General features: G+C 43.7%; 25 protein-coding genes. 13 read left to right on the top strand and 12 right to left on the bottom strand.

From position 1 onward, the window contains the following. Window position 1 precedes the first annotated feature (1 nt). Window positions 2–1,843, bottom strand: a complete 1,842-nt coding sequence (gene mutL / locus BLQ81_RS06180) for a DNA mismatch repair endonuclease MutL (RefSeq protein ID WP_092729080.1) — start codon at window positions 1,841–1,843, stop codon at window positions 2–4. Beyond that, window positions 1,836–2,240 (bottom strand): hypothetical protein, encoded by a 405-nt coding sequence (locus tag BLQ81_RS06185; RefSeq protein WP_092729081.1) that lies wholly within the window; start codon window positions 2,238–2,240, stop codon window positions 1,836–1,838. Before BLQ81_RS06185 ends, mutL begins: the two co-directional genes overlap by 8 nt. Window positions 2,241–2,491: 251 nt before the next feature. Here BLQ81_RS06185 and BLQ81_RS06190 point away from each other — a divergent pair, with 251 nt between their 5' ends. Further along, on the top strand, window positions 2,492–5,434 hold the full coding sequence (locus BLQ81_RS06190; RefSeq protein ID WP_092729082.1) for a glycoside hydrolase family 3 N-terminal domain-containing protein: 2,943 nt from the start codon (window positions 2,492–2,494) through the stop codon (window positions 5,432–5,434). 304 nt (window positions 5,435–5,738) lie between these two features. On the opposite strand, the gene BLQ81_RS06195 is transcribed toward BLQ81_RS06190, so the two are convergent. Further along, window positions 5,739–5,969 carry a VF530 family protein gene (locus BLQ81_RS06195; protein ID WP_092729083.1) on the bottom strand — a complete coding sequence of 77 codons (231 nt, stop codon included), beginning with the start codon at window positions 5,967–5,969 and terminating at the stop codon, window positions 5,739–5,741. A 39-nt stretch (window positions 5,970–6,008) separates the two neighbouring features. Next, the gene (locus BLQ81_RS06200; RefSeq protein WP_092729084.1) at window positions 6,009–6,401 is read right to left on the bottom strand and encodes a VOC family protein; all 393 of its coding nucleotides are present in this window, start codon (window positions 6,399–6,401) and stop codon (window positions 6,009–6,011) included. Window positions 6,402–6,796: 395 nt separating this feature from the next. Here BLQ81_RS06200 and BLQ81_RS06210 point away from each other — a divergent pair, with 395 nt between their 5' ends. Both BLQ81_RS06210 and BLQ81_RS06215 read left to right on the top strand, forming a co-directional pair. Next, window positions 6,797–6,994: a DUF2283 domain-containing protein gene (locus BLQ81_RS06210; RefSeq protein ID WP_092729086.1), complete on the top strand. Its 198-nt coding sequence runs from the start codon at window positions 6,797–6,799 to the stop codon at window positions 6,992–6,994. A 214-nt stretch (window positions 6,995–7,208) separates the two neighbouring features. Continuing rightward, entirely contained in the window at window positions 7,209–8,360 is a 1,152-nt protein-coding gene (locus tag BLQ81_RS06215) for a DUF4221 family protein (protein ID WP_092729087.1), read from the top strand. A 41-nt stretch (window positions 8,361–8,401) separates the two neighbouring features. On the opposite strand, the gene BLQ81_RS06220 is transcribed toward BLQ81_RS06215, so the two are convergent. The 4 genes from BLQ81_RS06220 to BLQ81_RS06240 all read right to left on the bottom strand — a co-directional run bounded on the left by BLQ81_RS06220 (window position 8,402) and on the right by BLQ81_RS06240 (window position 13,627). Then, on the bottom strand, window positions 8,402–9,343 hold the full coding sequence (locus BLQ81_RS06220; RefSeq protein WP_092729088.1) for a TIM barrel protein: 942 nt from the start codon (window positions 9,341–9,343) through the stop codon (window positions 8,402–8,404). A gap of 181 nt (window positions 9,344–9,524) precedes the next feature. Further along, complete coding sequence (locus BLQ81_RS06225; protein WP_092729089.1) at window positions 9,525–11,039, bottom strand: Gfo/Idh/MocA family protein; 1,515 nt, start codon at window positions 11,037–11,039, stop codon at window positions 9,525–9,527. A gap of 493 nt (window positions 11,040–11,532) precedes the next feature. Further along, window positions 11,533–13,047, bottom strand: coding sequence for a flotillin family protein (locus BLQ81_RS06235; RefSeq protein WP_092729091.1), 1,515 nt, complete (start codon window positions 13,045–13,047; stop codon window positions 11,533–11,535). A gap of 13 nt (window positions 13,048–13,060) precedes the next feature. Next, window positions 13,061–13,627: an NfeD family protein gene (locus tag BLQ81_RS06240; protein ID WP_092729092.1), complete on the bottom strand. Its 567-nt coding sequence runs from the start codon at window positions 13,625–13,627 to the stop codon at window positions 13,061–13,063. Between the two features lie 129 nt (window positions 13,628–13,756). Between BLQ81_RS06240 and BLQ81_RS06245 the strand changes: the two genes are divergently transcribed. Both BLQ81_RS06245 and BLQ81_RS06250 read left to right on the top strand, forming a co-directional pair. Then, window positions 13,757–14,086 (top strand): hypothetical protein, encoded by a 330-nt coding sequence (locus BLQ81_RS06245; protein WP_092729093.1) that lies wholly within the window; start codon window positions 13,757–13,759, stop codon window positions 14,084–14,086. Next, the gene (locus BLQ81_RS06250) at window positions 14,083–14,457 is read left to right on the top strand and encodes a hypothetical protein (RefSeq protein ID WP_092729094.1); all 375 of its coding nucleotides are present in this window, start codon (window positions 14,083–14,085) and stop codon (window positions 14,455–14,457) included. Before BLQ81_RS06245 ends, BLQ81_RS06250 begins: the two co-directional genes overlap by 4 nt. Window positions 14,458–14,556: 99 nt before the next feature. Here BLQ81_RS06250 and BLQ81_RS06255 read toward each other — a convergent pair whose 3' ends face one another. Next, window positions 14,557–17,478, bottom strand: a complete 2,922-nt coding sequence (locus BLQ81_RS06255) for a S9 family peptidase (RefSeq protein WP_092729095.1) — start codon at window positions 17,476–17,478, stop codon at window positions 14,557–14,559. 241 nt (window positions 17,479–17,719) lie between these two features. Between BLQ81_RS06255 and BLQ81_RS06260 the strand changes: the two genes are divergently transcribed. Together BLQ81_RS06260 and BLQ81_RS06265 are read left to right on the top strand one after the other, a co-directional pair. Beyond that, window positions 17,720–18,055, top strand: a complete 336-nt coding sequence (locus BLQ81_RS06260; RefSeq protein WP_092729096.1) for a hypothetical protein — start codon at window positions 17,720–17,722, stop codon at window positions 18,053–18,055. A gap of 39 nt (window positions 18,056–18,094) precedes the next feature. Further along, window positions 18,095–18,595, top strand: a complete 501-nt coding sequence (locus BLQ81_RS06265) for a M23 family metallopeptidase (RefSeq protein ID WP_175454173.1) — start codon at window positions 18,095–18,097, stop codon at window positions 18,593–18,595. Between the two features lie 49 nt (window positions 18,596–18,644). On the opposite strand, the gene BLQ81_RS06270 is transcribed toward BLQ81_RS06265, so the two are convergent. Both BLQ81_RS06270 and dusB read right to left on the bottom strand, forming a co-directional pair. After that, the gene (locus tag BLQ81_RS06270) at window positions 18,645–19,544 is read right to left on the bottom strand and encodes a DMT family transporter (protein WP_092729098.1); all 900 of its coding nucleotides are present in this window, start codon (window positions 19,542–19,544) and stop codon (window positions 18,645–18,647) included. 101 nt (window positions 19,545–19,645) lie between these two features. Beyond that, the gene (gene dusB, locus BLQ81_RS06275) at window positions 19,646–20,641 is read right to left on the bottom strand and encodes a tRNA dihydrouridine synthase DusB (RefSeq protein WP_092729099.1); all 996 of its coding nucleotides are present in this window, start codon (window positions 20,639–20,641) and stop codon (window positions 19,646–19,648) included. 38 nt (window positions 20,642–20,679) lie between these two features. On the opposite strand from dusB, the gene BLQ81_RS06280 reads away from it, so the two are divergent. From BLQ81_RS06280 to BLQ81_RS06305, 6 genes are all read left to right on the top strand, one after another. Next, the gene (locus BLQ81_RS06280) at window positions 20,680–21,633 is read left to right on the top strand and encodes a CPBP family intramembrane glutamic endopeptidase (RefSeq protein ID WP_092729100.1); all 954 of its coding nucleotides are present in this window, start codon (window positions 20,680–20,682) and stop codon (window positions 21,631–21,633) included. After that, window positions 21,608–21,814, top strand: coding sequence for a putative signal transducing protein (locus BLQ81_RS06285; RefSeq protein ID WP_092729101.1), 207 nt, complete (start codon window positions 21,608–21,610; stop codon window positions 21,812–21,814). Before BLQ81_RS06280 ends, BLQ81_RS06285 begins: the two co-directional genes overlap by 26 nt. Then, window positions 21,798–22,637 (top strand): phosphatidate cytidylyltransferase, encoded by an 840-nt coding sequence (locus BLQ81_RS06290; protein WP_092729102.1) that lies wholly within the window; start codon window positions 21,798–21,800, stop codon window positions 22,635–22,637. The genes BLQ81_RS06285 and BLQ81_RS06290 overlap by 17 nt, the downstream gene beginning before the upstream one ends. Before the next feature lie 72 nt (window positions 22,638–22,709). After that, window positions 22,710–23,987, top strand: coding sequence for a Glu/Leu/Phe/Val family dehydrogenase (locus BLQ81_RS06295; protein ID WP_092729103.1), 1,278 nt, complete (start codon window positions 22,710–22,712; stop codon window positions 23,985–23,987). 73 nt (window positions 23,988–24,060) lie between these two features. Further along, the gene (locus tag BLQ81_RS06300; protein ID WP_092729166.1) at window positions 24,061–24,720 is read left to right on the top strand and encodes a phosphatidylserine decarboxylase family protein; all 660 of its coding nucleotides are present in this window, start codon (window positions 24,061–24,063) and stop codon (window positions 24,718–24,720) included. Window positions 24,721–24,792: 72 nt separating this feature from the next. After that, the gene (locus BLQ81_RS06305; RefSeq protein ID WP_092729104.1) at window positions 24,793–25,296 is read left to right on the top strand and encodes a hypothetical protein; all 504 of its coding nucleotides are present in this window, start codon (window positions 24,793–24,795) and stop codon (window positions 25,294–25,296) included. Here BLQ81_RS06305 and BLQ81_RS06310 read toward each other — a convergent pair. Continuing rightward, complete coding sequence (locus tag BLQ81_RS06310) at window positions 25,293–25,787, bottom strand: Clp protease ClpB (RefSeq protein WP_092729105.1); 495 nt, start codon at window positions 25,785–25,787, stop codon at window positions 25,293–25,295. The genes BLQ81_RS06305 and BLQ81_RS06310 overlap by 4 nt on opposite strands. Window positions 25,788–25,980: the final 193 nt, after the last annotated feature.

Here is a 25,980-nt window from a genome sequence, read left to right on the forward strand (position 1 = left end):
GTTATTTTCCGAAGAAGGAGTGAATGCTACTTAAATCCAATTTCACGAAAGTTTTGTTCCCCGCAGGGGAATAATTCGGGTTTTGGCTGGCAAAAAGCTGACCAACCAGTGTTTCCATCTCCTGAGGGTTCAGCTTTTGCCCCTTTTTGATGGAGGCTCTGCGGGAAAGAGAGCGGGCCAAATTTTCCCGTTTATCCAGAGATAGCTCATTTTTGAAGTTTTTAAACTGCTCCACCAAACCTTCAAAAAGTTCTTTTTCATTTTTTACCTGCACATCTGCGGGCACACCTTGAATCAAAACTGTATCCTTGCCAAATTCCTCCACAATAAATCCCAAACTATAAAGCTCCGGAAGCATATCCATCACCAAGGCGAAATCTCCGGCATTCAGTTGGACTGTCGGAGGGAAAAGACATTGCTGAGAAGCACCTTGGGAAGATTGAAGTTGCCGTAAGTAGCGGTCATATAAGATTCGTTCATGTGCGGATTGTTGATCTACGATCAGTAATCCTGTTGACATTTGTGCGATGATGTAGCTCAACTCAACCTGAAATGTAGTGCCGGTTGCCTCGGATTCCTGAGGAGGAATCAAAAATCTCGATTCATCCGAGGTGGCCCGACTTGGGAAGGTCAGGAATTCCGGGTCTTCCTCAGAATTCTGTGCCGCAGATGGGGTAGGAGTAAAATTCCCTTCAAATAAGCGTTCCCAGCCTGAGACTGATGATTTTTTAAACTCCGGTGTGTTGAATGTTTTATAGCTGTACTCTCGGTCGACTTGCACCTTGGTGTCGGGATTTGAGGCCCAATTTTCCTGAAAATTCACATCCAGAGAAAAGTCAAGTGCCGACATCACATGATGGGCTCCCAAAGCTTGCTTCACTGCTGATCGGATTACAGCATAGACAGTTCGCTCGTCATCAAACTTGATTTCGGTCTTAGTAGGATGGACATTGATGTCAATATGTGCCGGATCGATGTCAAGAAACAAAACATAAAAGGGGAATTGATCATTCTGAATCAGCCCTCCAAATGCCGAGCTCACGGCATGATGCAGGTATGAACTTTTGATGTAGCGGTTGTTGACAAAGAAAAACTGCTCTCCACGGGTTTTTTTGGCATTTTCAGGTTTTCCGATGTAGCCTTTCACATTGACATGTAGGGTTTCCTCATTGCAGGGGACTAATTGACCCTGATAGCTTTTGCCAAAAAGTGAAACAATTCGTTGACTCAATTTCCCCGAAGGTAGGCTAAAAACCTCCAAATCCTGCTGAAAAAGTGAAAAGGCGACTTCCGGATAGGAAAGTGCTACCCGCTGAAATTCGTCTACGATGTGACGCATTTCCACAGGATTCGATTTCAGGAAATTCCGACGCGCAGGAACATTGAAAAATAAATTTTTCATCGCCACGGAAGTTCCTACCGGTACAGCTACTGGCTCCTGTTTTTTCACTTCGGAGCCCTCGATTTGAATCAAAGTACCCAGTTCGGTTTCGGTCTGTCGCGTTTTCAGTTCCACCTGGGCTACAGCGGCAATGGAGGCCAGCGCCTCTCCTCTGAACCCGAAAGTCCGAATCGCAAAAAGGTCTTGCGATGTTCTGATTTTGGATGTCGCGTGCCGCTCAAAACTCATTCGCGCATCGGTGGCCGACATTCCTTTTCCATTGTCAATCACCTGAATCAGCTGTTTCCCGGCATCTTTGATCACCACTTGAATATGAGTTGCGCCTGCATCCACGGCATTTTCCAAAAGTTCCTTTAAGGCGGAAGCAGGGCGCTGTACTACTTCCCCGGCGGCAATTTGATTGGCAATTGCATCTGGAAGAAGTTGGATGATGTTACTCATCTTTTGACCTATTTTTTAGTCTAAAAAAGAAATAAACCCCGGCAACCAGTAAGCCCAGGTAAAGCAGATAAGTGAAAATATCAGGCCCGATGTAAATGTACCCGAATGCCATTAGGATCATTCCCAAGAATAGAAGGGTACGGATTATAGCAGTTGAACTGAAAACGCTGGCTTCTCTCGGCTTGATTCCTCGGTATTGAGAGAAGGAACCCCGGATTCCCGAGCTAAAATTTTCCAGGGAATCTTCATTTTCCGAATTCAAAATCCCCTGCTCTGCCAATTCCCTTTTTATTCTGGAGGTTCGTTGTTCGATTTCCTCTTTGACAGGATCGTAGTAGCGTGGTTTGATATCATACCGCATCGGTGAAGCGGTACGGAATAAGGAGGGAAATTTCATAATAAACTCGGTTAGCGTTTGGGCCGGCTATTAGGGGAAAACGAGGAGGCTCAAGGATTAAATATACCGAATAGACCCTTGTTTACGTTTTTAAACCTTAAACCTCAAGTAATGTTGCCCAATCTTTGTTACATTCAATTGAAAGTCTTTTACAGGCTTTGAAAAAAGCAGAAAAGACTCGTAGAATTTAATATATTCATAGCCTACACAAATATATTTTGAAAGTTAAGGATAAAAAATTGATCTCGTTAATGAAAAGGAAGCTTTGGGGTCCGATAGCACTTTTGATGTTGCTAGGAATAGCTACATCAGGTAAAGTCGATCCTTTTGTGGCCAATGAGGACCCATTGATCAGTAGTGATCGTGTTGAACAAAAGCATTGGGTCGACAGCGTGTTTTCAGCCATGAATTTTGATCAAAGATTAGGACAGCTTTTTATGGTAGCAGCCTATTCCAACAAAGATCAAAAGCATGTCGATGAGATCAGCAATTTGATAAAAATCGAAAATTTGGGCGGTTTGATATTTTTTCAGGGAGGACCAAATCGACAGGCTAGGCTAACCAACTATTATCAGGCTCAATCAAAAACGCCACTTTTTATCGCAATGGATGCCGAGTGGGGAATAGGAATGCGTTTGGATTCAGTTCCGAACTTCCCCAAGGCGATGACTTTGGGAGCGATTCAAAATCAAAAATTGATTTATGATATGGGTGCTGAGATCGCACGCCAGTTTAAGGAACTGGGGATGCATATCAACTTTGCTCCGGTAGTAGATGTCAATTCCAATCCCAACAATCCGGTAATTGGATACCGGGCTTTTGGAGAAAATAAAGAAACGGTCACTCGTCGTGCAGTTGCCTATATGAAGGGCTTACAAGACAACGGTGTTATTGCCAATGCAAAGCATTTTCCAGGGCACGGTGATACAGATACCGACAGCCACTATTCCTTACCTGTAATCAAGCACGCCGAGAAGCGGATATGGGATGTGGATCTATATCCGTATCAGGAGCTTTTCAGAGAAGATTTAATGTCAGTGATGGTTGCCCACCTCAATGTCCCTAGTTTGGATCAGGGCTCCAATATTCCTTCCAGCCTTTCCAAACCGATCGTGACCGATTTGCTTCAAAATAGGATGAATTTCCAGGGTTTGATTTTCACTGATGCGCTGAACATGAAAGGTGTGGCAAATTTCAGCAAACCCGGAGAAGTAGATCTGAAAGCACTACTTGCCGGTAATGATGTGTTACTATACTCCCAAGATGTCCCCAAGGCCAAAGCTCTTATTAAAGATGCCGTAGCGCGTGGTTTGATTAAAGAGTCGGAAATAAACCGACGGGTCATGAAAATCTTAAAAGCAAAATATTGGGCAGGTCTGGATAAGTACAAACCTATAGATACCTATAAAATTGCAGAGCGTCTCAATACGCCTAAAACCGCTGAAGTCATAGAAAATCTTTATGCCGAATCCATCACCGTAGCATCCAATAAAGGTGATCTTTTGCCTTTTCAAAACTTGGATCTCAGAAAATTTGCCAGCTTGACAATTGGGGACGATGGAAAAGTTTTTAATCAAAATCTAAAAAATTATACCCAAGTAGACCATTTCACTGTACAAAAGGCGGCAGGAGAATCCGCCCATTACAATCTGATTAAGCAATTGGAAGACTATGATGTGGTTGTGGTAGGCTTGATGGGCGTGACCAACAGTCCACAGCGTGCCTTTGGAATTGCTCCCGGGGATATTCAACTAATCCGAACCTTGGAGAAAAGGCAAAAAGTGGTCACTGTCCTGTTTGGTAATGCTTATGGGGCCAAGGCCCTGGAAGGGATGGGCAATGTAGTCTTGGCGTATGAGAACTCCTCCGAAACACAAAAGCTTGTTCCTCAAGTGCTGTTTGGAGGTAGGTCAAGTCAGGGGATTTTACCCGTTACCGTCAGCGGACAATATTCCCATGGAGTGGGGGGATACCTGTCAGACGCCAATCGACTTTCGTATGGCACTCCCGAGAGTGTGGGATTGAAATCTGAAGTTTTGGATAAAATTGATGAAGTGGCCCAACGAATGATTCAGATTCAGGCTGCACCCGGAGCCAATGTTTTGGTTTTAAAAGACGGGAAAGTGGTATTTGAGCGTTCTTACGGCTTTTTAGACTATAAAAAGACAGTCCCTGTATCTAAAGAAACGGTATACGATTTGGCATCAGTCACTAAAGTTCTTGCTACCACGCAAGCGGCAATGTTTCTCAAAAGCCGTGGTGAATTGGATATGAATAAGACCTTGGGGGATTATTTGCCTGAGCTGAAAAACACCAACAAAGGCAACCTTGTCCTAAAGAATGTGATGATTCATGAATCAGGACTCAAGGCATTCATTCCCTATTATGCCAAAACCGTCCAGTCCGGACAATGGCGTGGGGACTATTATAAGGCCTCATTAGAGACGGGTTTCAGCAGACCAGTTTCGAATGATATGTATGGGAAAGACGCACTCAGAGACAGTATTTGGAACTGGACCGTTCAGTCTGAATTACTTCCCAAACCTTACAAATATGTCTATTCTGATTTGACGATGTACTTCATGCAGGCAGTGGTCGAGCGGATTGTCAACCAGCCACTGGATGAATTTTTGGATCAAAATTTCTATGCCCCTTTGGGTTTAAAGACGCTGACATTCAATCCCTATCTCAAAATGCCATTGGAAAAAATTGCACCGACAGAAAACGATGTGGCTTTCCGAAAACGTCAGGTTCAGGGCTTTGTACATGATCCAGGAGCAGCGATGTATGGTGGGGTCGCTGGTCATGCAGGACTTTTCGGTACTGCCAATGATCTTGCAGTCATGATGCAGCTGATGCTGAATAAAGGGACTTATGGGGGAATTACGCTCTTCGATCCAGCAACTGTGGATGCCTTTACCAAGCGCCAATCCAATATAAGCCGTCGGGGTTGGGGTTGGGATAAACCGGAACCCGAAGCGGGAAAAGGTGGTTCGGCAAGCAAGTTTGCTCCAAAAAGTACCTTTGGGCATACAGGCTTTACCGGTACTTGTGTTTGGGCGGACCCAGAAAATCAGCTGGTTTATGTTTTTCTGTCAAACCGGGTTTATCCGGACGCCGAAAACAACAAACTCCTCAATGAGGGTATTCGGACTAAGATTCACGACATCATCTATGAGTCGATGAGAAAATAATTTGATCATCCGTAATGAGGCGAATTACCTTGACCTTATGTTCAAGGGGTCGGATACTTTGACTTCGCTCAGTACAAGTGACCGATGACCCTAAATTCTAATTTTTTAGACAAATCTACTTTTAATTAAGGCTACTGGTATAAAACCGGATAATCATGAAGTAAAATATAAGCTTTGTTTAAGGTGTTAAGTAGGTTGTATCAAGCGCTTGAAAAAACTATTAAACATCTGAATTTGAATTTCATCGGACATCTGACACCGGTCATCCGACAAATACAGTTAGGAAATCAAAAATTCAATTTTGTCAACCCTTTTTCCCATCTCTCAGCGACTTCAGGTAAAGCCCCTCCACCCGTTCTCTTGCCCAAGGTGTTTTTCTGAGAAATTTCAAGCTTGACCCAATCGAAGGGTCATGGGTAAAGCAACGGATCGTGATCCGTTCGCCGAGTTCTTTCCAGCCGTAAAACTCCACCAAATGTTGCAGGATATCATCCAGTCGAATGCCGTGAAGTGGATTGTTGGGTTGTGGTTCCATATTGACTATTTTTTGCTGAATACTGAAAACTGAGACTGCTTACTGTTTTACGGGTTCGATCAAATCCCACAAATTTCCATACAAATCTTTAAATACGGATACAGTTCCATAAGCCTCTTTTGCGGGTTCCCGGACGAATTCCACACCTCTGGAAGTGTATTTTCGATAATCTCTCCAAAAATCATCGGTATAAAGAAACAGAAATACACGTCCTCCCGCCTGAAACCCGATTTGCTGCTGCTGAGCTTCATTGGCTGCTTTAGCCAATAGCAAGTGACAAGAGGATCCGGGAGGTGAAACTCTCACCCAGCGTTTGCTTTCACTCATCACGGTATCTTCCAATAGCTCAAAGTCTAACACATCTGTGAAATAGCGAATGGCTTCGTCATAGTCGCTGACCAGAAGAGCGAGTTGTCCGAGTTGTTGTTTCATTTTGGAGTAGGTTCAAATGTGAAAGTAAGGCCAAAATTCGTTGTATTCATTCATTATCTCCTTCTAGGAAATTTTTTGACCAAAAATGAGGTAGGTGAATTATTGAGAGTATATTGATTTTGTTTTTGGCTTTTTTATGGACTTTGATTTTTCAACACATGCGGTAGAGCAAATGAGTATCAGAGGAATTCCTTAATCTCAGATTATTCAAGTTTTGAATAATCCACATCAGTTGATTTGGGAATCTGAAATTTCTGATATAGAAATCTATCAATCTAAGTTTGAAAATCTCAAAGCTGAAGATTATCTGATTCGTGTTTTTGTTAACCGGATAAAAAATCCCAAATTGGTTGTGACCGTTTATAAAACCAGCAAAGTTCTTAAATACTGGAAAAATGAAAGTGACCTATAATCAAGAAGTGGATGTGCTGTTGATTCAAATTTCGGAAGGAGAAGTGGCCGAGAGTGAAGAATCAAAACCTGGAGTTATCATTGATTATGATGACCATGGGAACATTATTAGAATCGAGATTTTGAATGCGTCCAAGCATTCTGATTCTCCTTTCAAAGTGGATTATGAATTAATCGCTTGATATTTTTTTTGAATAATACATCCAAATTATACCTATTAATTTTTGTCTCATTTATCCATTGGTCCCCATCTGGGGAAGCTTAAACGGCTCTTCTGAAAGTACCATCATCAACTTAAAAAACACTTGATGGCCTTCGATATTGCAAAACTCGAATAAAAGCAATGATTTTTTACTTATTGATTAGTTTTAGTTCGTGACCTAAATCAATTTTAAAATGCACAAGTTTAATCCAAATTTTGTTTTTTCAGCCCTTTTTTCACTCCTTCTATTTTCCTGTCAAAAGCAGGGAGAGGACAAGTCTAAAGTCTGGGAGTTGGTTCCCTCCGCAGAGAAAATCAGTTTATCGCTTGACGATCAGACTCCCAATATCAGTATGAGGCTGGAATATTTCGGCGGAAAAAAACCACTTCTTTTCAATGTTAACGAGATAACCAATTCCCTGCAAATCTTCGATCTGGAGAGTCAGAGCTTGGTCAAGGAGTTGACCTTTGAACGGGAAGGAGATCAGGGAGTTGATTTTCAATACTTTCATGTCCAAAGTCTGGACAGTATTTTTCTGTTTCCACCTTTTGGGAAAAGGATTATCCTCACTGACACCTCCGGCAAAATTAAAAACCGGATCCGCTTCGAGCTGCCCCTAGGCTATTCTACCATTTTCCCACATAACAGCTATTATGTTTCCCCTCCTGCTGTAATCGGGAAAGACTTAATTGTTAAAACCCGAGCAGATGGAAGAATTACAGAATTCACCCAATCTCAATTGGATACCTTGGCATTGGAAGTAGCCATTAATCTGGAAACAGGGGCTGTGCGAATGCTTCCTTTGGGTTTTCCGGGAGATTACCTAAATCTTGGCAACAAGCAGCTGGAATACAGTATTGTCAATCAGGGAGGGAAAAAGCTCGTTTCTTTTATGGGGGATCACCGCGTTTACCTTGCGGAGCAAAACTCAGAAATATGGAGTGCTAAGGATGCCAAAAGTCAGTTTTTGGATGAGCAAATGCCCTTTTTTGCCAAAGACGTAGATAGTAGAGGAATCAATGAATACGCCTTTTCCAAGTCACGCTATGAGTCATTAGTCTATGATCCCTATCGGAAAGTTTATTACCGATTTGCCTATCCGACGGTGACTTTTGAAACGGATGAGGAATTGAGGGCATTGAGAACTAGTCCGGGGCCTTTTGTGGTGATAGTTTTGGATGAAAATGGAGATATCCTGACCGAGCGGAGATTTGAAGCAGGCACCTATTACCCCACTAATTTCTTTGTAGGCGAAAAGGGGCTCTATCTTTCGATTAACCACCCCGATAATCCCGAAAATCAAGAGGATGTATTAACATTTGAGCTGATTCGGCTCAATAAATAAAAAGCGAGACTCCTGCTGATCTAAGAGCCTCCTTGAATTTTTTATGCATTGGAAAGTGTCCGGCGGATCATGTCCAGATTGACCCGAATCTCTTCGATGCTTTCCCATTCCCGGTCTGGCGCGCCATGCTCGATGCCCACATAGCCTCTGAACTTATGACCTACCACGATTTTCATCATTCGCTCATAGTCCAAGGGATGTTCTTTGCCCATATCATCCCACACTCTGGGCTTAAGGCTGACTCCTTTGGCCTTAGGCATCAATTCATCTACACCACGGTAGGAATCATAACTGAATATTTTGTCTCCCTCTCTGTTCAAAACAAAGTTTCCAAAATCAGGAAGCGTCCCGGCTCGACGGTGGGCAGTTTCTTTGATGAGTCGCGCCAGCCATTTCCCATTGCTGGAAAATCCTCCATGGTTTTCTACAATCACATCGATGTCAAAGTCATTGGCGAATTGACAGATTCTTCTCAACGTAGAGCTGCATACGTCGATGGCCTTTTTTTCCTCCTTGGGATCAGTGCTGTAGGGTACGGAAGTGTAGGCATTGACGCGGATGGCATGGCAACCTAAAAACTTGGCTGCTTCCACCCATTTTTTATGCTTTTCCACGGTTTCCGCTCGCTCTGCGGAGGTGGCAGCACCAAGCTGTCCTTCCCCGTCGATCATGATCAGAACTGAAGTCACACCTTCGCCATCAGCACGGGTTTTCATTTCTTGGAGGTAGGCTTTGTCTGTGGCTTTGTCTTTAAAAAACTGATTGACATACTCCACCGCATCGATTCCGTGTTTTTTAGCTTCGATGGCAAAGTCCAGATGATTCATTTTTCCGGCGAAAAGGGGTTTGTTAAGCGACCACTCCGCCAGGGAAATTTTAAACAGCTCTTCTTTTTTCATGGAAAAAGAGAGTTGAGGTAGCCCGAGGCCCACTGCTGCTGTGGCAAGGCCGGCTGATTTGATAAAGTTTCTTCTGTTTGTCATGGGTTAAAAAGGTTAATGGGTTATGGTATTGTGTTATTTGGTATTAGTATTTGTCTTATTTTTTTTTGTTCACGGTAAACTGCGACTGCCTACTGTTCTTTGCTTCGACTCCCTGGCTACCGGACAGGCAGGCGCTCAGCATGACAATTTTTTCGTCTTGCTACTACATACAAGCTACTTTCTAAATCTCCCAACCACCTCGATAGGTTCGTGTCAGGAACTGATTCGCCGCTTCATCATTGGTGATTTTGACCAAATTGGAATCGAAATCTACTTTTTTTCCAGTCCGAAGTGCAATAGCTCCCAGATTGATTGTATCTGTGATGCATTGGGCTCGGGTAAAACTGCCTGGGGTTTGCTTGCCTTCCAGCATAGCGTCTACCCATTGAATAGTTTTTCTGTCCACTTCACGGGAATTGATCTTTTCGGATTCCGGACGACTGGCCATTTTACTTTCAGGCAAAAGAACCGGATTTTCTCCCCGGAAACCTCCCAGGATTTTCCCTTTGATTCCTACCAAAAGTAATCCTTCTTCAGGCGTATCTTTTCCGTTTGCTTCCAATTCTTCGCAGGCAAATGGCTTCATTCCGCCGTCATACCAGAATAATTCGAAAGCAGGCAATTTTTCCTGCTCCGGAAATTTCCACCTGATGGTACAGCTTGCAGGAAAGGCCACGTCGTTTTTGACCCACTGATACACTTGATTGATTTCTTCCCTAGAAGTCGTGCCAAAAGCTCTCGCTGAAATCGGCGACCGCGTAATGCCCAAAGTCTCGAAAAGTGGAAACAAGCTGTAATGCCCCATATCTGCCACCGATCCGCCACCGAATTCATACCAGCCCCGGAAGACATTGTGGGTGTAATTTTTATGATAAGGCATATCGGGAACAGGTCCGAGCCAAAGATCCCAGTTGAAGCCTTCAGGGATAGGCTGAGTTTCGGTTGGTCTTTTGGTCCATTGCTGCCAGACAGGCCGATAGGACCAGTTGTGAATTTCCTGTAAATCACCAATCAGACCATCATCCATCCAAGCTTTGATCTGACGATATTCGGGTCGATCGGACCACGCCAAAAGGTGAGTGACCATTCCGGATTCTTTGGCTTTTTCGATGACTTTTCTCCCCTCCAATAGCCGATTGGAAATGGGCTTATGCGTTACCACATGCATCTTTTGGTTCATTGCAGCCAAAGCAATTGAGGCATGCGTGTGATCTGGAGTCATGATTTTGATGGCATCGATGCCTTTTTCTTTTGCAAAAAGCTCGCGATAATCCTCATAACTCACACACCCCTTGTACTTACCGGAAGGTTTGTTTTTCGCATAGTATTTCTCAACGTATTCCTGACCTATATCTCTTCCTCCTGGAATTCCCGGTTTGCCTTCCCACCAAGTTGGATCTCCAAGGACTTCCCGGATGTCATTGCGAATACCATGTGCTGACCAGTCGATGTAGTCTGTCGAGAATTTATTGATATCGCAGACGGTCACTACACGGACTTTTGGGTTTTGGAGCAAACTTCCCATTTCCCGTAGTCCCTGCGTTCCGCAACCGATGTTTGCAACTGCGATTTGGTCAGATGGGGGGATGTGGCCGGTACCGGCAATGACGTGGGAGGGGACGATGGAAATGGAAGCGGCGATGGTAGCCGCCGAACCTAGAAATTCTCTTCGGTTGATTTTGGGTGATTGATCCATGAAAAGCTGTTGGCCTTGAAAGTCAATAATTTACAAAAGGAAAGAGTATTTCAAAAGAAAATTTTTTTCCAGACCATTGTCTAAAAATTTTCATAAGTAAATAGGTGATTATTAGGCAATTTGATTATCCCCAAGGGTACCAGTACCAAGTTAAATGCAGAATAAATATTTATAAAATTAATTTCCCCATAAAATTTCAAATCTACCTCTTAAGCGGCTCCGAAGTAGCCAAACCATTCATGACCCTGTACGGAGTGCAGGGAAAATATAGAATTGATTTTCCTTTAGCCCTGAAAGGGTGAAACCTCAATGTTCCACCCCTTCGGGGCTCTATTTTTTAATTTTTACTTTACCCCCGGCTTTACCGGGGGTCATGAATTGTTTCGATCCTTCGGATCTAGGACAAACTAAAAATAAGCTCCCAGACAAGTGATTGCGGATATACTTTTTAGGCAAAAAAAATCCCCGAACCAGCATTCGGGGATTTGGAAACTTATCCGTTCTCTTGATCTTTTTCAGGCTTTTTAGGAGCTTCTTTTTTCTCATCTTCTCCTTTCAAATAAGTCGGAAGGTTGAGTCCGGCCATATTAAAAAGGTCATTCAGCGGCGGGACGGTTTTCATCATTCCCGAGACAAAATTGGCCGTGGAATTATTGCCGTTTTCGCCCTGTCCGGAATCCCAAACGGTAATTTTATCGATCTTGATGTTTTTGACAGCTTCTACCTGGGTTTTCACCAACTCAGGAAGTTTCTCAATAAGTAGGAGTTGGAAGGCTTTGGTCGGGTCGCCACCGGCAGCAGCGACGACATCCCGATACCCTTCGGCCTGTTTGGTGAGGATTTCATAGAGACCTTTTGCTTCAGCTTCCATCTTGGCAAAGATTGCATCTGCCTCGCCTTTTGCCTGTTCACGAATTCGTTCCGCTTCGGCTTGAGCATCGATGATTGCGCGCTGCTTGGCAATTTCGGCAGGGATGACAATGTTTGCATTTTGGGTGGATCGCTCCCGCTCGGCACGGGCAGTTTCGGCTTTTTGCTCCGCTAAGTAAGCTTCTTCCAGGGCCTTTGCCGCCTGAACTTTTTCTGAGGCAAGGGCAATTCTCAAGGCTTCGGCTTCTTTTTCTCGTCTCAGCGCATCCGATTGGGCAATGGAAATTTTAGCTTCGTTTTCCCCTTTGATCGCGATGGCGTTGGCTTCAGAGGTTTTGACTCGGGTATCTCGCTGAGCCTCTGCTTTACCGATGCTTTCATCCTTTTGGGCTTCTGCGATGCTTACCTCCCGATCCTTCAGGGTGATGGCGATTTTCACATCCCGGTCCCGCTGTGTATCGGCGATTTGGACGTCTTTCTCCCGGTCTGCAAGGGCTTTTCCGGTTTCACCGATTTTTTCCTGCTCTGCAACGGAAATTTTTGCTTCATTGATGGCTTTTGCGGCAGCTTCTTTGCCCAACGCTTCGATGTAGCCGGACTCGTCCTTAATGTCGGTGACGTTTACGTTGATTAGTTTGAGACCGATCTTCTTGAGTTCGGAGTCCACGTTTTTGGAGATGTTGTCCAGAAACTTATCCCGGTCGGAGTTGATTTCCTCAATGGTCATCGTGGCAATCACCAAACGCAACTGACCAAAGAGAATGTCCTTTGCCAATTCCTGAATTTGCTCATGAGCCAAGCCCAAAAGACGCTCAGCGGCAGTATTCATGGTGTCTGAATCCGTGGAAATGGCGATAGTAAATCGGCAAGGAACATCTACACGGATATTTTGACGGGAAAGCGCATTGGTCAAGTTGGCTTCAATGGAAATCGGCTTGAGATCCAAGTAAGCATAGTCTTGGATCACAGGCCAGATGAATGCACCACCGCCGTGAATACACTTGGCGGAAGTGCCTCCTGTCTTGCCATAGACGACGAGGATTTTGTCAGAAGGACATCGCTTGTAGCGGGAAACTAAGGCGATGATGGTGACGAAGACAACAAAGGCCCCCGCCAGTATTAAAATTAAAGGATCCATAAAAAGGGTTGATTTAGATTTTTTCTACGATTAAAAGATTGCTTCCTTCCACGCCTATCACTTTGATGGCAGATCCGGTTTCGATTCTGTCGCCAAGTGAGATTGCGCTTAGTTCCTTTTGGGAACCCTTGACACTGATGGCAATTTTGCCAACGCCTTGCCTGTGTTCGGGAATGGAAAAGTAAACTGTTCCGGTTTTTTGCAAAGCTTGCTCCAGTCTGAAGGTGTTGTCTTCGGCGAGTTTTTGGATTTGCTTGATGATGAAAAAGAAAACCCACACAAACCCAAGACCTACCAGAGCGGAAAGCAAGATCAGGATAAAGTAATTTGGGATTGCATCATAAAACGTAATTCCGGTCCAGCTAAATCCCAGCAGGAAATTGATCAGGTTTCGAAGTGTAAATAGCTGCATCGGGGCTTCTACACCTTCCAGGTTTCCATCAAAGTCGGCATTGATACCCGATGGGGAATCTGACCCGATGAAGGTCACGATGGTTTGGAGCAAGAAAATAAAAGAGGTGGGTAGTGCGATATACCAGAGTGCTCGGAGCGAAGGCTCCATTTCGGCTAAAAATTCCATTTTGCTGGCTAATTAAAGGGTGATAAATTCTGTGTATAATTATATCTTTAATTTTTAAGAATTGCAAAATTGGAGGCAGGAGGTTTGAAAATAAATACAGAATATGTAAACCATTATGATAATTAACCCATGATAGGATTTAGAATTGCTCTAATAAATGAATCTTTTGAAGTTACTGCAGAAGCTACGCATGTGATTTTTTCGATGGTTAAAACTGAGAATCGTGAGGAGATTAATTTGGATATCTGTGGATCCAATTATTTTATGGAAGAGTACTTGAATTGGGGTTCATGGAAATTGGAGAAAGGCGATGAAATCCGCATTTCAGTAGTTGATGTCAAAAACATAACGGAACCAAAAATAAAAGAAATCGAAACCACTTCAGAGGAGCAATTAAAAGAGGAGTTGGCTACCTACCTTTCTTTAAAGCAAGAACTAGAAAATGCAAAGCTGTTATGAATGATAAAATCTTAGGTTTTGAGTTGGAAGGGGGCGGGAGGAGAATATTTGCTGGATTTGAAAATGTTTCCATGACCCTAATCTTCACTAAAAATCCCGAAGGAAGAGAAAGAAATCTAGAAGTGAGTTTGGGAGCTAACAATTTAGACGTAGATGAATCCGTGGAGTGGCTCAATAAAGAAATTAAGCTTGGAGATACTTTAATATTTAGGGTAAAGGAAGGAGAAAAGCCTAGCCCATACTTTGTTAAAGAAAAACTGAGACCGTATGAAGAAGTTTTTAAGAATATGAGCGAGGAGGAACTACTTCAAATGAAGCTAAAACAATTCTTATATCTAGAAAGAAAACTGAAAACCAAGGGTCTCATTTGACACAAAAAATCCCCTGATGAAATTCACCAGGGGATTTTAGATACTCAGGTAAAATTTGGATTGTCTCAAATCCGAAATCCGAAATCATAATTCCGATATTCAAAAAGCTCTTTCTTCCAGGTGCTCACCTAGCTTCAGTCTTGGAACACCCTTGCTCATCCACTCCGGCGCAGATTGACCTTTGAGGTGGTGATCAAAGAATTCCATCATTCGGACACTGTAGTCTTTTCGGTTTTCGAGTTTGCCGAGACCGTGGTTTTCTCCTAAATATTGAACCATAATAACCGGCTTTTTCAATCGGCGAAGGGCATTGTAGTATTCCACACCTTGTGTGAAATCGACTGCGCCGTCTTTGTCATTATGGAGCATCAATAGGGGAGTCTGCACATTTTTCACATGGTAGATCGGGCTGTTGCGCTCGTAGGCATCCCAGTTTTCCCAAGGCCCACCCAGGAATCTTCCCTGCGAAGCTTCGAAAATCGCCATGTTTCCTCCTCCAGAATTCCAGTAAATCAAATCATACATGGAGATCATATTGGTCAAGGGTGCACCTGCTGCCGCGGCTTTGAATCGATTGGTTTGGGTGATCAGGAAGGAAGTCTGATACCCTCCCCAACTGTGACCGTGAAGTCCCATTTTGTTCTCATCAATGACGCCTGTTTTGATCGCTGCATCAACAGCAGGTAGAACAGCCCAAACGGCGGACATACCTGGGTCGTCCATTTTGTACACAATATCCGGAATAAGGACTGCGTAGCCGTTGCTGGTATAAAGACTGGGATTCCAGCCTGTGCCGCTGTAACCGGGATTGGACCAGTTATGCAAAGTCTGGGAAAGCTTTTCGTAGTAATAGACAACAGTAGGATACTTCTGTCCTTCCACATAACCTGCCGGAAGGAGGAGCGCAGCTTGAAGCGAATCGCCTTTTGTGGTCACATAATCCACCAATTTTACTCCGGTAGACCATGCATATTTTCCAGCATCAGGCGCATTTTCAGTGACTTTCTTTCCATTTGCTAAGGTTGCGTCGGTCAAATAAATCTGAGTTGGTTCGTTGAATTTCTCCTTGGAATAGCTGAATACGCCTGACTTTTCAGCTTTAGCGATTCCTCCGATGTTGGCATCTTCCCAAAGGAGTATTTTAGGCCCTGCTGCCAAACCGGCTTTGGCAGGCGAAAGGGTTGCAACCCCGCTTTTCTTGGTGTTTTCACCATAGGTTCGAACATAAACAGTTTTGCTTAAGTCGATTCCTTTCTCCTCAGGATCAAGCATGAAGCGATACTGATAGCGGATCTTATCTTTTTTGCCGTTTTGGGTTAGGTTGATCGGGCTTTCTTTGGCGGACATAGGGATCTGCCAGATGTCCCAGCCGTCACGAACCAAGACATACTTGCTGTCACTGCTCCAACCCAAGGGGTTTTGAAGCGGGTCTTTGACATTGTGATCATCTTCTGTGTTGATTATGGATACCGGAAGCTTCTCTGTGATGTTGGTGTGGGTTTTTGCCAGGACATCATATACATAGAAATGTCCGTCTTTACCGTAAAGCAGCTTTTTGCCATCCGTCGAAGGGCGTGGCATCGAAGCGAAGGAAGGCAGGTAAAAGTTTTTAAAAAGCAGCGTTTTTGCACCTGTTTTCAAATCCACCAGGTAGTAGTCCCGGTAGTTTTGACCATTCAGGTTGATGTCGAGCTCATAGTTTTGCTGATCTGAGCCCAAAGCAAAATGCTCCTGAGGCAGAATACTTAAGTCCCGCATCGAGCTGTCCTGAAGTGCAGTGTGCTTTTTGGAAACTACATCATACATGGCCCAGAAACTGTAATTTTTGTCCATGTTTTCCATCACCTGCTGACGGGATTGGAGACGATCATCCTGCCAATGCCAGATAGTCATTTCGGGTTTTTTGGCATCATTGGACTTTTTGCCGTTTACTTTTCCGGTATCCAATTTCGCGATCGCTTTCTGTAAATCAGCAATGGACTTAATGGTAGTATCCGCCATAATTTTGGCGATTTTCAATGACTCTGCAGTAGCTAGAGAATCTTTGTTTTCTTCCTTTTTCGGGCTTTCTTTTTCTGCCAAAACCAAGGGATGAATGCCGTAGAAAAGTCGGGTCAAATCCTCCGACCACATCGGACGGCGGTTTTGGCTGATGGTGTATTTTTGGTCAAAACCTGTAGAATCTTTTGCAGATTCGTATTGCGTCACCTGAGGATTAGTGATGTTTTTTACCCCGAGCAAAATGCCATGATCCTGCTTGTATTTCTTGTCCTTCTTCATCTTCAGGGCAGCAAATGCATCGCCTTTTTCTGTCCAGTTGATGCTTTGGTAGCCCGCTTCATCTGAATCCAGAACTTGAATGGAGCTATTGGAAAGGGTCAAGAGGTACAAGCCGTTTCCCTGAGAATTGGCTGCGTCTACTGAATAAGCGAGGTGAGTACCGGCTTTGTTTGCGGAGTGTTCACGGACATTTCCCAGGTTTTGGGATTTGCCGGAGCTGAGATGATAGATCAAGACATCGGAGCCTTTGGTGTCTCCGTTGCCTTCTTTGGGCAGATTGATCAGTAGATGCGAGGATGCTTGATTGTTGAAGCTGAATCCAGCGGCACCTTCAAAGGTCTTTTTGTCTTCCGTTCCGAGTTTGATCAGGTGAAGTTTTTCCTTGAGAGGCTTGCCTTTGGCTTTTTCATTGGATTCTTTCTCTTTGAACTTTAGATATTCTTTGAATGCAATCCATTGACTGTTTTGGCTGAAGTCAAAGTTGGGGAAGTTGGTGTTTCCAATTGGGAAAGTCTTTTTGGAAGTGGGATCGGCTACTTTTTGTAGAATCAGTTCTCCATCTGATTCGATGCCGACCAAGGCATAAGCCATCCACTGACCGTCCGGTGAAAGTTTAAAAGCACTGTTAGGCATATAATTCCAGGTGGCCACGTCCTTCCAGGACATGGGTTTGGTCTCCTGTGCTTGTGCAAAAGTGGCAGTTAGGCAGAGCAGCCAAACTAAGAGTAGGTATTTTCTCATGGGTAAAGTTTTTTGGAGATTGGAAAAGAATACTCGTGAAGATCTGGTATGGCTTTACATCCTAAAGCAGTAACAGAACCCAGATTTAAAATTTGTTCGAAATGGGAAATTAGGGGATTTTTCCAGACGAAAAATCCAAAAAGTTGGAGAAAGGTGAAAAACAGGGGGATGAGGTTGCAATTTGGCTTGAATCTTTTTTTCTCTCAACCTAAGCTTTAAATTTTCAATAATTATTTATCAAATGTCAAAACTCGCTTTTTCGCTAATTCTTCTCCTCTTCAGCAGTTCCGGTCTTTATGCTCAGATTACCATAGAATCTCAACAGGACTCGGATCGTAATGTGCTGTTTTATGCAGGTAATCCTACAAAAATACCTTATTCGGGGATTCTGAATTTCTCACAGCTTCAATATTTGACCACTTTCGGAGGCGGCAATGTCACGGGAGTTGCCTTACCCGGAAGGACAAAAGTCAAAACACTGAAACCTACTCTTGCCGGGCAAGGGGCCGATTATCGATATGGATTCAGCTACGCAAAAGGTAATGTTTTCGGGAAAACCAAGTTTGACCCAATCTAGTTGATCCATGTGCCTGAGGGACCTTAAGTCAAAGCCATTTTGAACCACAACATCGCCGAAACATTGAAAAAGGAATGGGGATACGAAACCTATGTGGGTATTTCTTTCAATTTTGAACAGCCAACCGCTATTGTTGCGCCCGGAAAAGGAGTGATTGCAGAAATGAAAATGGACTTTATGAGTGAGAAGGAAAACCTTAAATTCTCAGCAGAGGAAAATTACACGGAGATTTACCATGAGGATGGTACAATCACCAGGTTGGTGATTCTAAAGGCCGGTTCCGAAAAAGTAGAAGTTGGTGATGTGGTGTTGCCGGGTCAAATTTTGGCCGAATCGGGAGGAGAAAATTACCATCAGGGACCTCATGTACGGATGGTGAATCAAAAAACTGTAAAAGAAGGGACTGACAAATTTAAATACACTTATTTCCCGGTGGTTTTTGCCAGTAGCGAAGGAAACATTGAAATCAAAGGGCTGAGTGGCCTGACCGGAATTCACCCTAAAGAGAAAGTACTCATGCTTGAGTTGAGCAAGGAGTAAAATATAGATGCTACAGGAAGTGAAATAACCAGTTTTGCCCAGCAAAGAGCTATTTCCTGTTGCCAATCCAAACTCCAAGTATCACTCCTGCGATTCCAATATAGTGCCCAAGAAGGAGTACTTCTCCGTCTAATACGCCCCACATAATTGCCACAATCGGGATCGTGTAAGTCACCAAGCTGGCGAAAAAAGGACTGGCACTTTTCACCATAATATTAAATAGTACCAAGGCTGTAGCCGTGCCGACCATACCCAGAATGGTCAGATAGCACAAGGCTTCCCAGGCTTTGGGGTGTGTGACTAATTTGTACGAAAAGTTAGTTCCTGCAAATAGGTAAATCAATGCCATTGGCAGGATCATCAGCAAGGAAATCGAAGAGATTTCTATTGATTTCAGTTTGGTAAAGCGAGTTTTGATCACGTGCAGGTTGAAACTGTAGCAGATACAGGCGGCGATGACAAAAAGTCCATAGACATTGATTCCCGCTAAGGAATCACCCCAGTTTCCACCTTCCTTGTATGCAACCAGAATTATCACTCCGATGAATGCGATGAACAGTCCAAGTCCATTTCTCCGGGTAATTCTGGTATTAAAAAAAACCGCCCCTACCAAAACGACAAAAAGTGGAGTCAGTGCATTGAGTACCCCAGTCAGCGAACTGCTCAGTTGAGTTTGAGCCATTGGGAAAAGAAAGGCGGGTATAAAACTCCCAAGTAATCCGGCCAGGAGAAGATTCTTTACCTGAGTTTTACTGAGATTTTTGATCCGTGGAAGCGAAAGCGGGAGTAAAAGAGTCGCTGCAGCTACCATTCGATAAGCTCCCACTTCTCCCGGGCTGAACACTTCCAGTCCACGCTTGATCAGGATGAAAGAACTTCCCCAGATTAAGGTAAGAACAGTCAGCAAAGCCCAGTTTTTCAGGCTGTTTTCCGAATGAGAAGTACTCATCAATTTATCGTGGAGAAATTCGTCTGCAAAGGAAGTGAATCGAAAAGAAAATAAGCCAAAAAAAAGACCTCAGGGTTTAAAATTCTGAGGTCTGGTCAATTTTAGGGTTGAAACTCATAATCAGCATAAGCAGCAGCCACCTGTTCGAAAATTTCCGCTACCTGAGCATAGGTGTCTACAGTCACCATTTCAGTCCTAAATGGCTTGAAATTGGGCATCCCACGAAAATAATTCGTGTAGTGACGACGCATTTCGAGGATTCCCTGTTTTTCGCCTTTCCATTCTACAGAAAAATCCAGGTGTTTTTTAGCCACTGCGATCCGTTCGTCCAAATCAGGGGGAGTCAGTTTTTCGGCTGTTGCGAAATAATGCTTGATTTCATTAAATATCCATGGATAGCCGATCGAAGCCCGTCCGATCATCATGCCGTCTACATTGTATTTGGCTCGGTATTCGGCTGCTTTTTCAGGAGAATCAATATCACCATTCCCGAAAACGGGAATATGCAATCTTGGATTTTCCTTCACCAGATTGAGATAGCTCCAGTCTGCTTCACCTTTATACATCTGCTGACGGGTGCGGGCATGAATGGAAATGGCCTGTATTCCTACGTCCTGCAGGCGCTCGGCTACTTCCACGATCCGGATGGTAGTGTGATCCCAGCCCAAGCGTGTTTTAACGGTCACAGGAATATTCACGCGCTTCACGATCTCTGCTGTCATGGAGACCATTTTGTCAATATCGAGTAGTATTCCAGCACCGGCACCTTTACAGGCTACTTTGTGAACCGGGCAACCGTAGTTGATATCCAAAATATCCGGCCCGGCTTCCTCTGCAATAGCGGCTGCTTCACGCATGGATTCGATTTCGTTGCCGAAAATCTGAATACCAATAGGGCGCTCATAGTCATACACGTCCAGCTTTTGAATACTTTTTGCAGCGTCCCGAATCAGGCCTTCTGAGCTGATAAACTCGGTGTACATGAGGTCTGCCCCGTTCTGTTTGCAGACTGCGCGAAAGGGTGGATCGCTCACATCTTCCATCGGGGCGAGCAGTAAGGGAAATTCCCCCAGCTCCAACTTTCCAATCTTAACCACTTCTCAATTCTAAATTTGGCGTAAATTTACTTCAAATTATGGAGATATACGAAACCCAATCTGAAATAGCCAAACGTAAGAATTGGCTGTTGTCATTGATAGTCATTGTTTTAGTTACTTTTGGTACGTTGATTCTCCTTCAGGGAATTGCGCTTGCCTTTATTCCGGCACTGTATAACATTTCACTTGAGGACTTAATGGGCCTCATGACAGGCAACTATGATGTGCCAAATGGTCGAAATGCGATGTTCTTTGTCCAGGGCATCGGGTCTGGAATCGGCTTTTGGGTAGCGGCTTGGATCATCACCCGATTTATCGAAAAAGCCGACTTGCATTGGGAAATTCAACGATCCAGATTTAATGTCAAAAACCTGGGCATTGCACTCGCAATTACCCTTGGGGCCATGTTTTTCAATGGGCTTTTGGTTTATTGGAATGCCCAGCTGGTCCTGCCGGAGTCTATGGCAGGAATAGAAAGCTGGATGAAAGAAATGGAAACACAGTTAATGGAACTGACCAAGTTTCTGACCGATTTTCAGAGTATTCCGGAGCTGTTGACAGGGATTTTGGTGATAGGCGTATTTGCAGGCATCGGAGAGGAAATGTTTTTCAGGGGTGTGGTTCAACCCAAAATGAAGCACTATACCAATTCGGCACACTGGGGTATTTGGCTTACCGCAATCATCTTTTCTGCGATCCACATTCAGTTTTACGGATTCCTCCCGAGAGTATTTTTAGGGGCATTATTTGGTTACATGTACTTGTATTCCGGTAGTTTACTCTACCCGATTTTGGCACATATTTTCAATAACACACTGACAGTAATTGTAATATACATGTCAAATCAGGGGATGATCGACTTTGACTTGGAGTCGACTGATGCTGTCTCATATCCTGCCGCCATACTTGGACTTTTGGTTCTTATGGTTGGATTCTTTTACTTTAAAAAAATCAATCAACCCAAAGATGCAGAGTTGGATCAAGGTATTTGAGAATCAAAACCAGATTCGCGCAGAGATCGTGAAGGGAATTTTAGAAGAAAACGGGATAGCCGCAGTGGTGATGAGCAAAAAAGAAACAGCTTATCAGGTATTGGGAACCTATGAAGTACTTGTCCCCCATGGAGATGCCTTAGCTGCATTGCAACTGATTCAAAATGAGATCACGTTTTAATATAAATAATTACAGCAATCTCGGCCAAAGGGCGATCACTGCTGCAGTCGGCGCTTTGGTAGTGATCTCATCTTCCGTCTATTCGGATTGGACTTATTTCGTGGTGTTTGCCGCAATATTGGCCTTTTCACAAATGGAATTCTACAAGCTCACGGGTTTGGATGGGATGCTTCCGCTTCGAAGTTTTGGGACTTTTCTGGGGGTGATGATTTTCACCCTGACATTTATGATTGAGAAAGAGCGCCTTCCCAACGAATACTTGTACCTGATTTTCCCGATTGTCTCTCTTACCTTCTTTATCAAGCTGTATAAGAAAACAGACAAAAAGCCTTTCACGGGAGTCGCCTATACTTTTTTGGGCATCTTCTACGTGGCTTTGCCCTTTTCCCTGCTAAACCTGGCTGTCTTTTCAGTAGACAAAGTGTTTCACTATGAGATCTTGATTGGCTGCCTGATGATTCTTTGGGCGAGTGATACAGGAGCATATTTTGCGGGGACAAAATTTGGCAAGACCAAACTTTTTGAGCGGGTGTCACCTAAAAAATCTTGGGAAGGATTTCTCGGGGGTGCATTTTCTGCAATTTTAGTGGCTTTCATCCTTTCTCAATACTTCCACGTTATAGCAGATTGGAAGTGGCTGGTAATAGCCGGAATCATCATCATTGCCGGCACATACGGTGACTTGATTGAGTCTCTTTTCAAGCGCTCCATTGAAATTAAGGACTCCGGAAACGGTCTGCCGGGACATGGCGGATTTATGGATCGTTTTGACGGATTGTTACTTTCAGCCCCTTTTATCACCGCTTTTTTGAAAATCTTTTAATTCAAAGGCGGGCAGTCTGAAAATCTATTTAAGTTTGTGCAGTATTTCACAAATTCATTTTAAGAACCCAATATGGCTTACATTGAACCGGCTCCCATTAAGGACAAAGAAAATCCTTTGGAGTCAATGATGGAAAGATTTAACATCGCTGCTGAGAAACTTGGCCTCTCCGATGAAGTTTACAATGTGTTGAAGAATCCCGCCAAGCAAGTCATCGTTTCCCTACCTATTACCATGGACACAGGTAAAATTCAGGTTTTCGAAGGCATTCGGGTCATCCACTCCAATATCCTGGGTCCGGCAAAAGGAGGAATCCGATTTGCACCTGATGTGCATCTGGATGAAGTCCGAGCACTTGCTGCCTGGATGACCTGGAAGTGCGCAGTGGTGGACATTCCTTATGGAGGGGCTAAAGGCGGGGTACGATGTAACCCACGCGAAATGTCCAAAGGTGAAATAGAACGTCTGGTACGTGCCTATACCATGGCTATGATCGATGTTTTTGGCCCGGATAAAGATATTCCGGCACCCGATATGGGAACTGGCCCAAGAGAAATGGCCTGGTTGATGGATGAATACTCCAAAGCACACGGGATGACTATACCTGCGGTGGTTACAGGAAAACCTTTGGTTCTCGGTGGATCATTGGGTAGAACAGAGGCAACTGGACGAGGAGTGATGGTGTCTGCTTTGGCAGCGATGCAAAAGCTAAAAATCAATCCTTTTTCTGCCACATGCGCTGTACAGGGCTTTGGAAATGTCGGGAGTTGGGCGGCCCAACTTTTGGAAGAAAGGGGATTGAAAATCGTTGCTATATCTGATCATACCGGGGCATTCTACAATGAAAAGGGAATCAACATCCAGGAAGCAATCAAACACAAAGACCTAAATAAAGGAACCCTTGAAGGGTTTACAGGTGGTGACCGCATGGAAAATGCGGATGATCTATTGACTTTAGAGGTAGATGTTCTCGTACCTGCAGCAATGGAAGATGTGATTACAGCAAAAAATGCTGAACATATCCGAGCTAAACTCATTGTCGAAGGGGCAAATGGACCAACTTCGGCTAAAGCTGATGCGATCCTCAATGAAAAGGGAATCATGGCTGTTCCGGATATTTTGGCCAATGCCGGTGGAGTGACCGTATCTTATTTCGAATGGGTACAAAACCGATTGGGCTACAAATGGACCGCTGACCGCGTTAATCGTCGTTCGGATCGTATCATGAAAGATGCCTTTGAGCACGTCTACGAGGCATCTGTGAAGTACAGTGTGCCCATGCGAATAGCTGCATACATCGTGGCAATCGATAAAGTGGCAAAGACTTACACCTTCCGAGGTGGGTTCTAAGTCGTATTTTAGTTAAATCTTTTACCTTTGGGGCGTGGGGATCATCTTTCCGCGCCTTTTTAATTCAATCGTTATGACTATACATCGAGAAGGAAGAGTGCTACTATTTTGGATGATGATCATCCTTGTCGCGGGTAACTACTTACTTTACTATTATTTACCTGGGGAAAGGTTGCTTATCAATGTGTCTATCTTGGTCAGCACGGCATTGTACCTGATCATTTTGCAGTTTTTCAGAAACCCGATTTTCCCATTGCCCAATGAAGAGGGGATTGTTTTTGCACCTGCGGATGGAAAAGTGGTCGTGATAGAAGAGGCTTTCGAAGATGAATACCTGAAAGAAAAAAGAAAGCAGGTTTCCATTTTTATGTCTCCGATCAATGTGCATGTCAACCGATCGCCTGTCAAAGGTGAAGTCGAATATTTCCAATATCATCCCGGTAAATATCTGGTGGCCTGGCATCCCAAGTCCAGTACCGAAAACGAGCGAACTTCCATGGTGATCAAGGATCAAAATGGAACCAGGATTATGGTAAGACAGATTGCCGGAGCCTTGGCCAGAAGAATCAAATGGTATGTAAAGGCAGGCTCTCAGCTGGATCAAGGAGGTGAATTTGGCTTTATCAAATTTGGCTCACGGGTGGATATGTATTTACCACTTGATGCGGAGATTCTTTGCACCATGGATCAAGTGACTAAAGGAGCAAGAACGCCAATTGCGAGGTTGAAATAAAGATTGCCATGTTTGTATCGTTTTGACTAGTAATTTCGTTTTTGAAATACTTTCAAACTTAATTTTTATAACATGAAAAAATATTTCCCTTTCGCCCTAGTTGCAGTGTTTGCAGCATTGATTTCTTGTACTGAAAATGAAGCACCGATCAGTCCTATAATAGGAACTTGGGAAAGCCGTGTATTTGTAGATTCCCTGGATCTCTGGTTTGTAGAAACATTGGAATTCAAAAATGACAGTATTTTTGACCTCACTATCACCGTTCGAGAACTGGAAACTGGACCAGATTTAGGCTTCCGGTTGGTTACTACCTCTTGGTACAATTTAGAAGGGGATACTTTCAAATATTATTATTCAGATGTATTGATGTATTTCGGTCTTCATGAAGAAGCTCCTCTCTATGTGCCAAAATCCGAATTGAATGCGGGAATAGTTGATTTTTTCAGAATACCTGAAGGAATTTTGACCTTTTCAAGCGATCGAAGACGGTTTCAGTTTCAAGAAAACTGCTTGACCATAAACCCAAGTATTGCCTGTTTTGAGTTTCCTATCAAAGAATATATTCGAGTCAATTAATTTAAATCAAGCCTCTGTTTATCCGACAGAGGCTTTTTTGATCTATAGACCCACCAAGCTAAAAAGCCGGTACTTAGAAAAAATATCAGAGTCGTCCATTCAAACGTTCTTCGTTCGCGAAGTTTGGATTCGATTTCTTTATCTCGCTCTGCTACTGCTCTTTTCAGAGCTTGCACATCTTGCTCCAGTTTTATGGTGATGGATTTATAATCATCCTTTTCCTGGGAGATTACGGTAGTTTCTATGGAGCCAATCATCCGAAGTTCATCCATGATTTGATTGTCCTTGGAGACGATTCGCTCCAGCCATTCGTTGGTTTCGACCATGTCTTTTTTGGTGCGGTTACCAAAAATTCCGGATTTTTTACTTTCAGAAGATCGCCATTGGGTGTGAAGTTTGTCCCGCTCCTGGACCATTCGTTCAAGTTTGGGGCCGTCAAATTGAGGGCCTTGGTAAAGTGTAAATAGAAGGACGAGGATTAGGTTGTACATGATTAATGGTTTTTGTTATTAAGGACAAAACTTGTTCCAGTATTCAGTCTCAGTAAACAGTTTACGGCGAAGTCTATGGGATTTTGTAAGTGGTAAAAAGTGAGACGTAAGTTTTCTTAGGAATTGAGCCAAACTTGAGCTTCAAAGGTTTTGAATATTGGGAGGCTTTTTAGAGATCGCAGAGAAAAAGCTT

The sequence above is a fragment of the Algoriphagus alkaliphilus genome (genome assembly GCF_900103735.1).
Classification (GTDB): Bacteria; Bacteroidota; Bacteroidia; order Cytophagales; family Cyclobacteriaceae; genus Algoriphagus; species Algoriphagus alkaliphilus.

Excerpts from the sequence above, each read along its gene's own strand:
- BLQ81_RS06235 (WP_092729091.1), bottom strand. The coding sequence starts at position 13,047 with ATGGATCCTTTAATTTTAATACTGGCGGGGGCCTTTGTTGTCTTCGTC.
- BLQ81_RS06210 (WP_092729086.1), top strand. The coding sequence starts at position 6,797 with ATGAAAGTGACCTATAATCAAGAAGTGGATGTGCTGTTGATTCAAATT.
- BLQ81_RS06285 (WP_092729101.1), top strand. The coding sequence starts at position 21,608 with ATGCAGAGTTGGATCAAGGTATTTGAGAATCAAAACCAGATTCGCGCA.
- BLQ81_RS06240 (WP_092729092.1), bottom strand. The coding sequence starts at position 13,627 with ATGGAATTTTTAGCCGAAATGGAGCCTTCGCTCCGAGCACTCTGGTAT.
- BLQ81_RS06255 (WP_092729095.1), bottom strand. The coding sequence starts at position 17,478 with ATGAGAAAATACCTACTCTTAGTTTGGCTGCTCTGCCTAACTGCCACT.
- mutL (WP_092729080.1), bottom strand. The coding sequence starts at position 1,843 with ATGAGTAACATCATCCAACTTCTTCCAGATGCAATTGCCAATCAAATT.
- BLQ81_RS06290 (WP_092729102.1), top strand. The coding sequence starts at position 21,798 with ATGAGATCACGTTTTAATATAAATAATTACAGCAATCTCGGCCAAAGG.
- BLQ81_RS06185 (WP_092729081.1), bottom strand. The coding sequence starts at position 2,240 with ATGAAATTTCCCTCCTTATTCCGTACCGCTTCACCGATGCGGTATGAT.
- BLQ81_RS06195 (WP_092729083.1), bottom strand. The coding sequence starts at position 5,969 with ATGGAACCACAACCCAACAATCCACTTCACGGCATTCGACTGGATGAT.
- BLQ81_RS06245 (WP_092729093.1), top strand. The coding sequence starts at position 13,757 with ATGATAGGATTTAGAATTGCTCTAATAAATGAATCTTTTGAAGTTACT.
- BLQ81_RS06295 (WP_092729103.1), top strand. The coding sequence starts at position 22,710 with ATGGCTTACATTGAACCGGCTCCCATTAAGGACAAAGAAAATCCTTTG.
- BLQ81_RS06270 (WP_092729098.1), bottom strand. The coding sequence starts at position 19,544 with ATGAGTACTTCTCATTCGGAAAACAGCCTGAAAAACTGGGCTTTGCTG.
- BLQ81_RS06300 (WP_092729166.1), top strand. The coding sequence starts at position 24,061 with ATGACTATACATCGAGAAGGAAGAGTGCTACTATTTTGGATGATGATC.
- BLQ81_RS06220 (WP_092729088.1), bottom strand. The coding sequence starts at position 9,343 with ATGACAAACAGAAGAAACTTTATCAAATCAGCCGGCCTTGCCACAGCA.
- BLQ81_RS06225 (WP_092729089.1), bottom strand. The coding sequence starts at position 11,039 with ATGGATCAATCACCCAAAATCAACCGAAGAGAATTTCTAGGTTCGGCG.
- BLQ81_RS06215 (WP_092729087.1), top strand. The coding sequence starts at position 7,209 with ATGCACAAGTTTAATCCAAATTTTGTTTTTTCAGCCCTTTTTTCACTC.
- BLQ81_RS06305 (WP_092729104.1), top strand. The coding sequence starts at position 24,793 with ATGAAAAAATATTTCCCTTTCGCCCTAGTTGCAGTGTTTGCAGCATTG.
- BLQ81_RS06310 (WP_092729105.1), bottom strand. The coding sequence starts at position 25,787 with ATGTACAACCTAATCCTCGTCCTTCTATTTACACTTTACCAAGGCCCT.
- BLQ81_RS06260 (WP_092729096.1), top strand. The coding sequence starts at position 17,720 with ATGTCAAAACTCGCTTTTTCGCTAATTCTTCTCCTCTTCAGCAGTTCC.
- BLQ81_RS06280 (WP_092729100.1), top strand. The coding sequence starts at position 20,680 with ATGGAGATATACGAAACCCAATCTGAAATAGCCAAACGTAAGAATTGG.
- BLQ81_RS06250 (WP_092729094.1), top strand. The coding sequence starts at position 14,083 with ATGAATGATAAAATCTTAGGTTTTGAGTTGGAAGGGGGCGGGAGGAGA.
- BLQ81_RS06190 (WP_092729082.1), top strand. The coding sequence starts at position 2,492 with ATGAAAAGGAAGCTTTGGGGTCCGATAGCACTTTTGATGTTGCTAGGA.
- BLQ81_RS06200 (WP_092729084.1), bottom strand. The coding sequence starts at position 6,401 with ATGAAACAACAACTCGGACAACTCGCTCTTCTGGTCAGCGACTATGAC.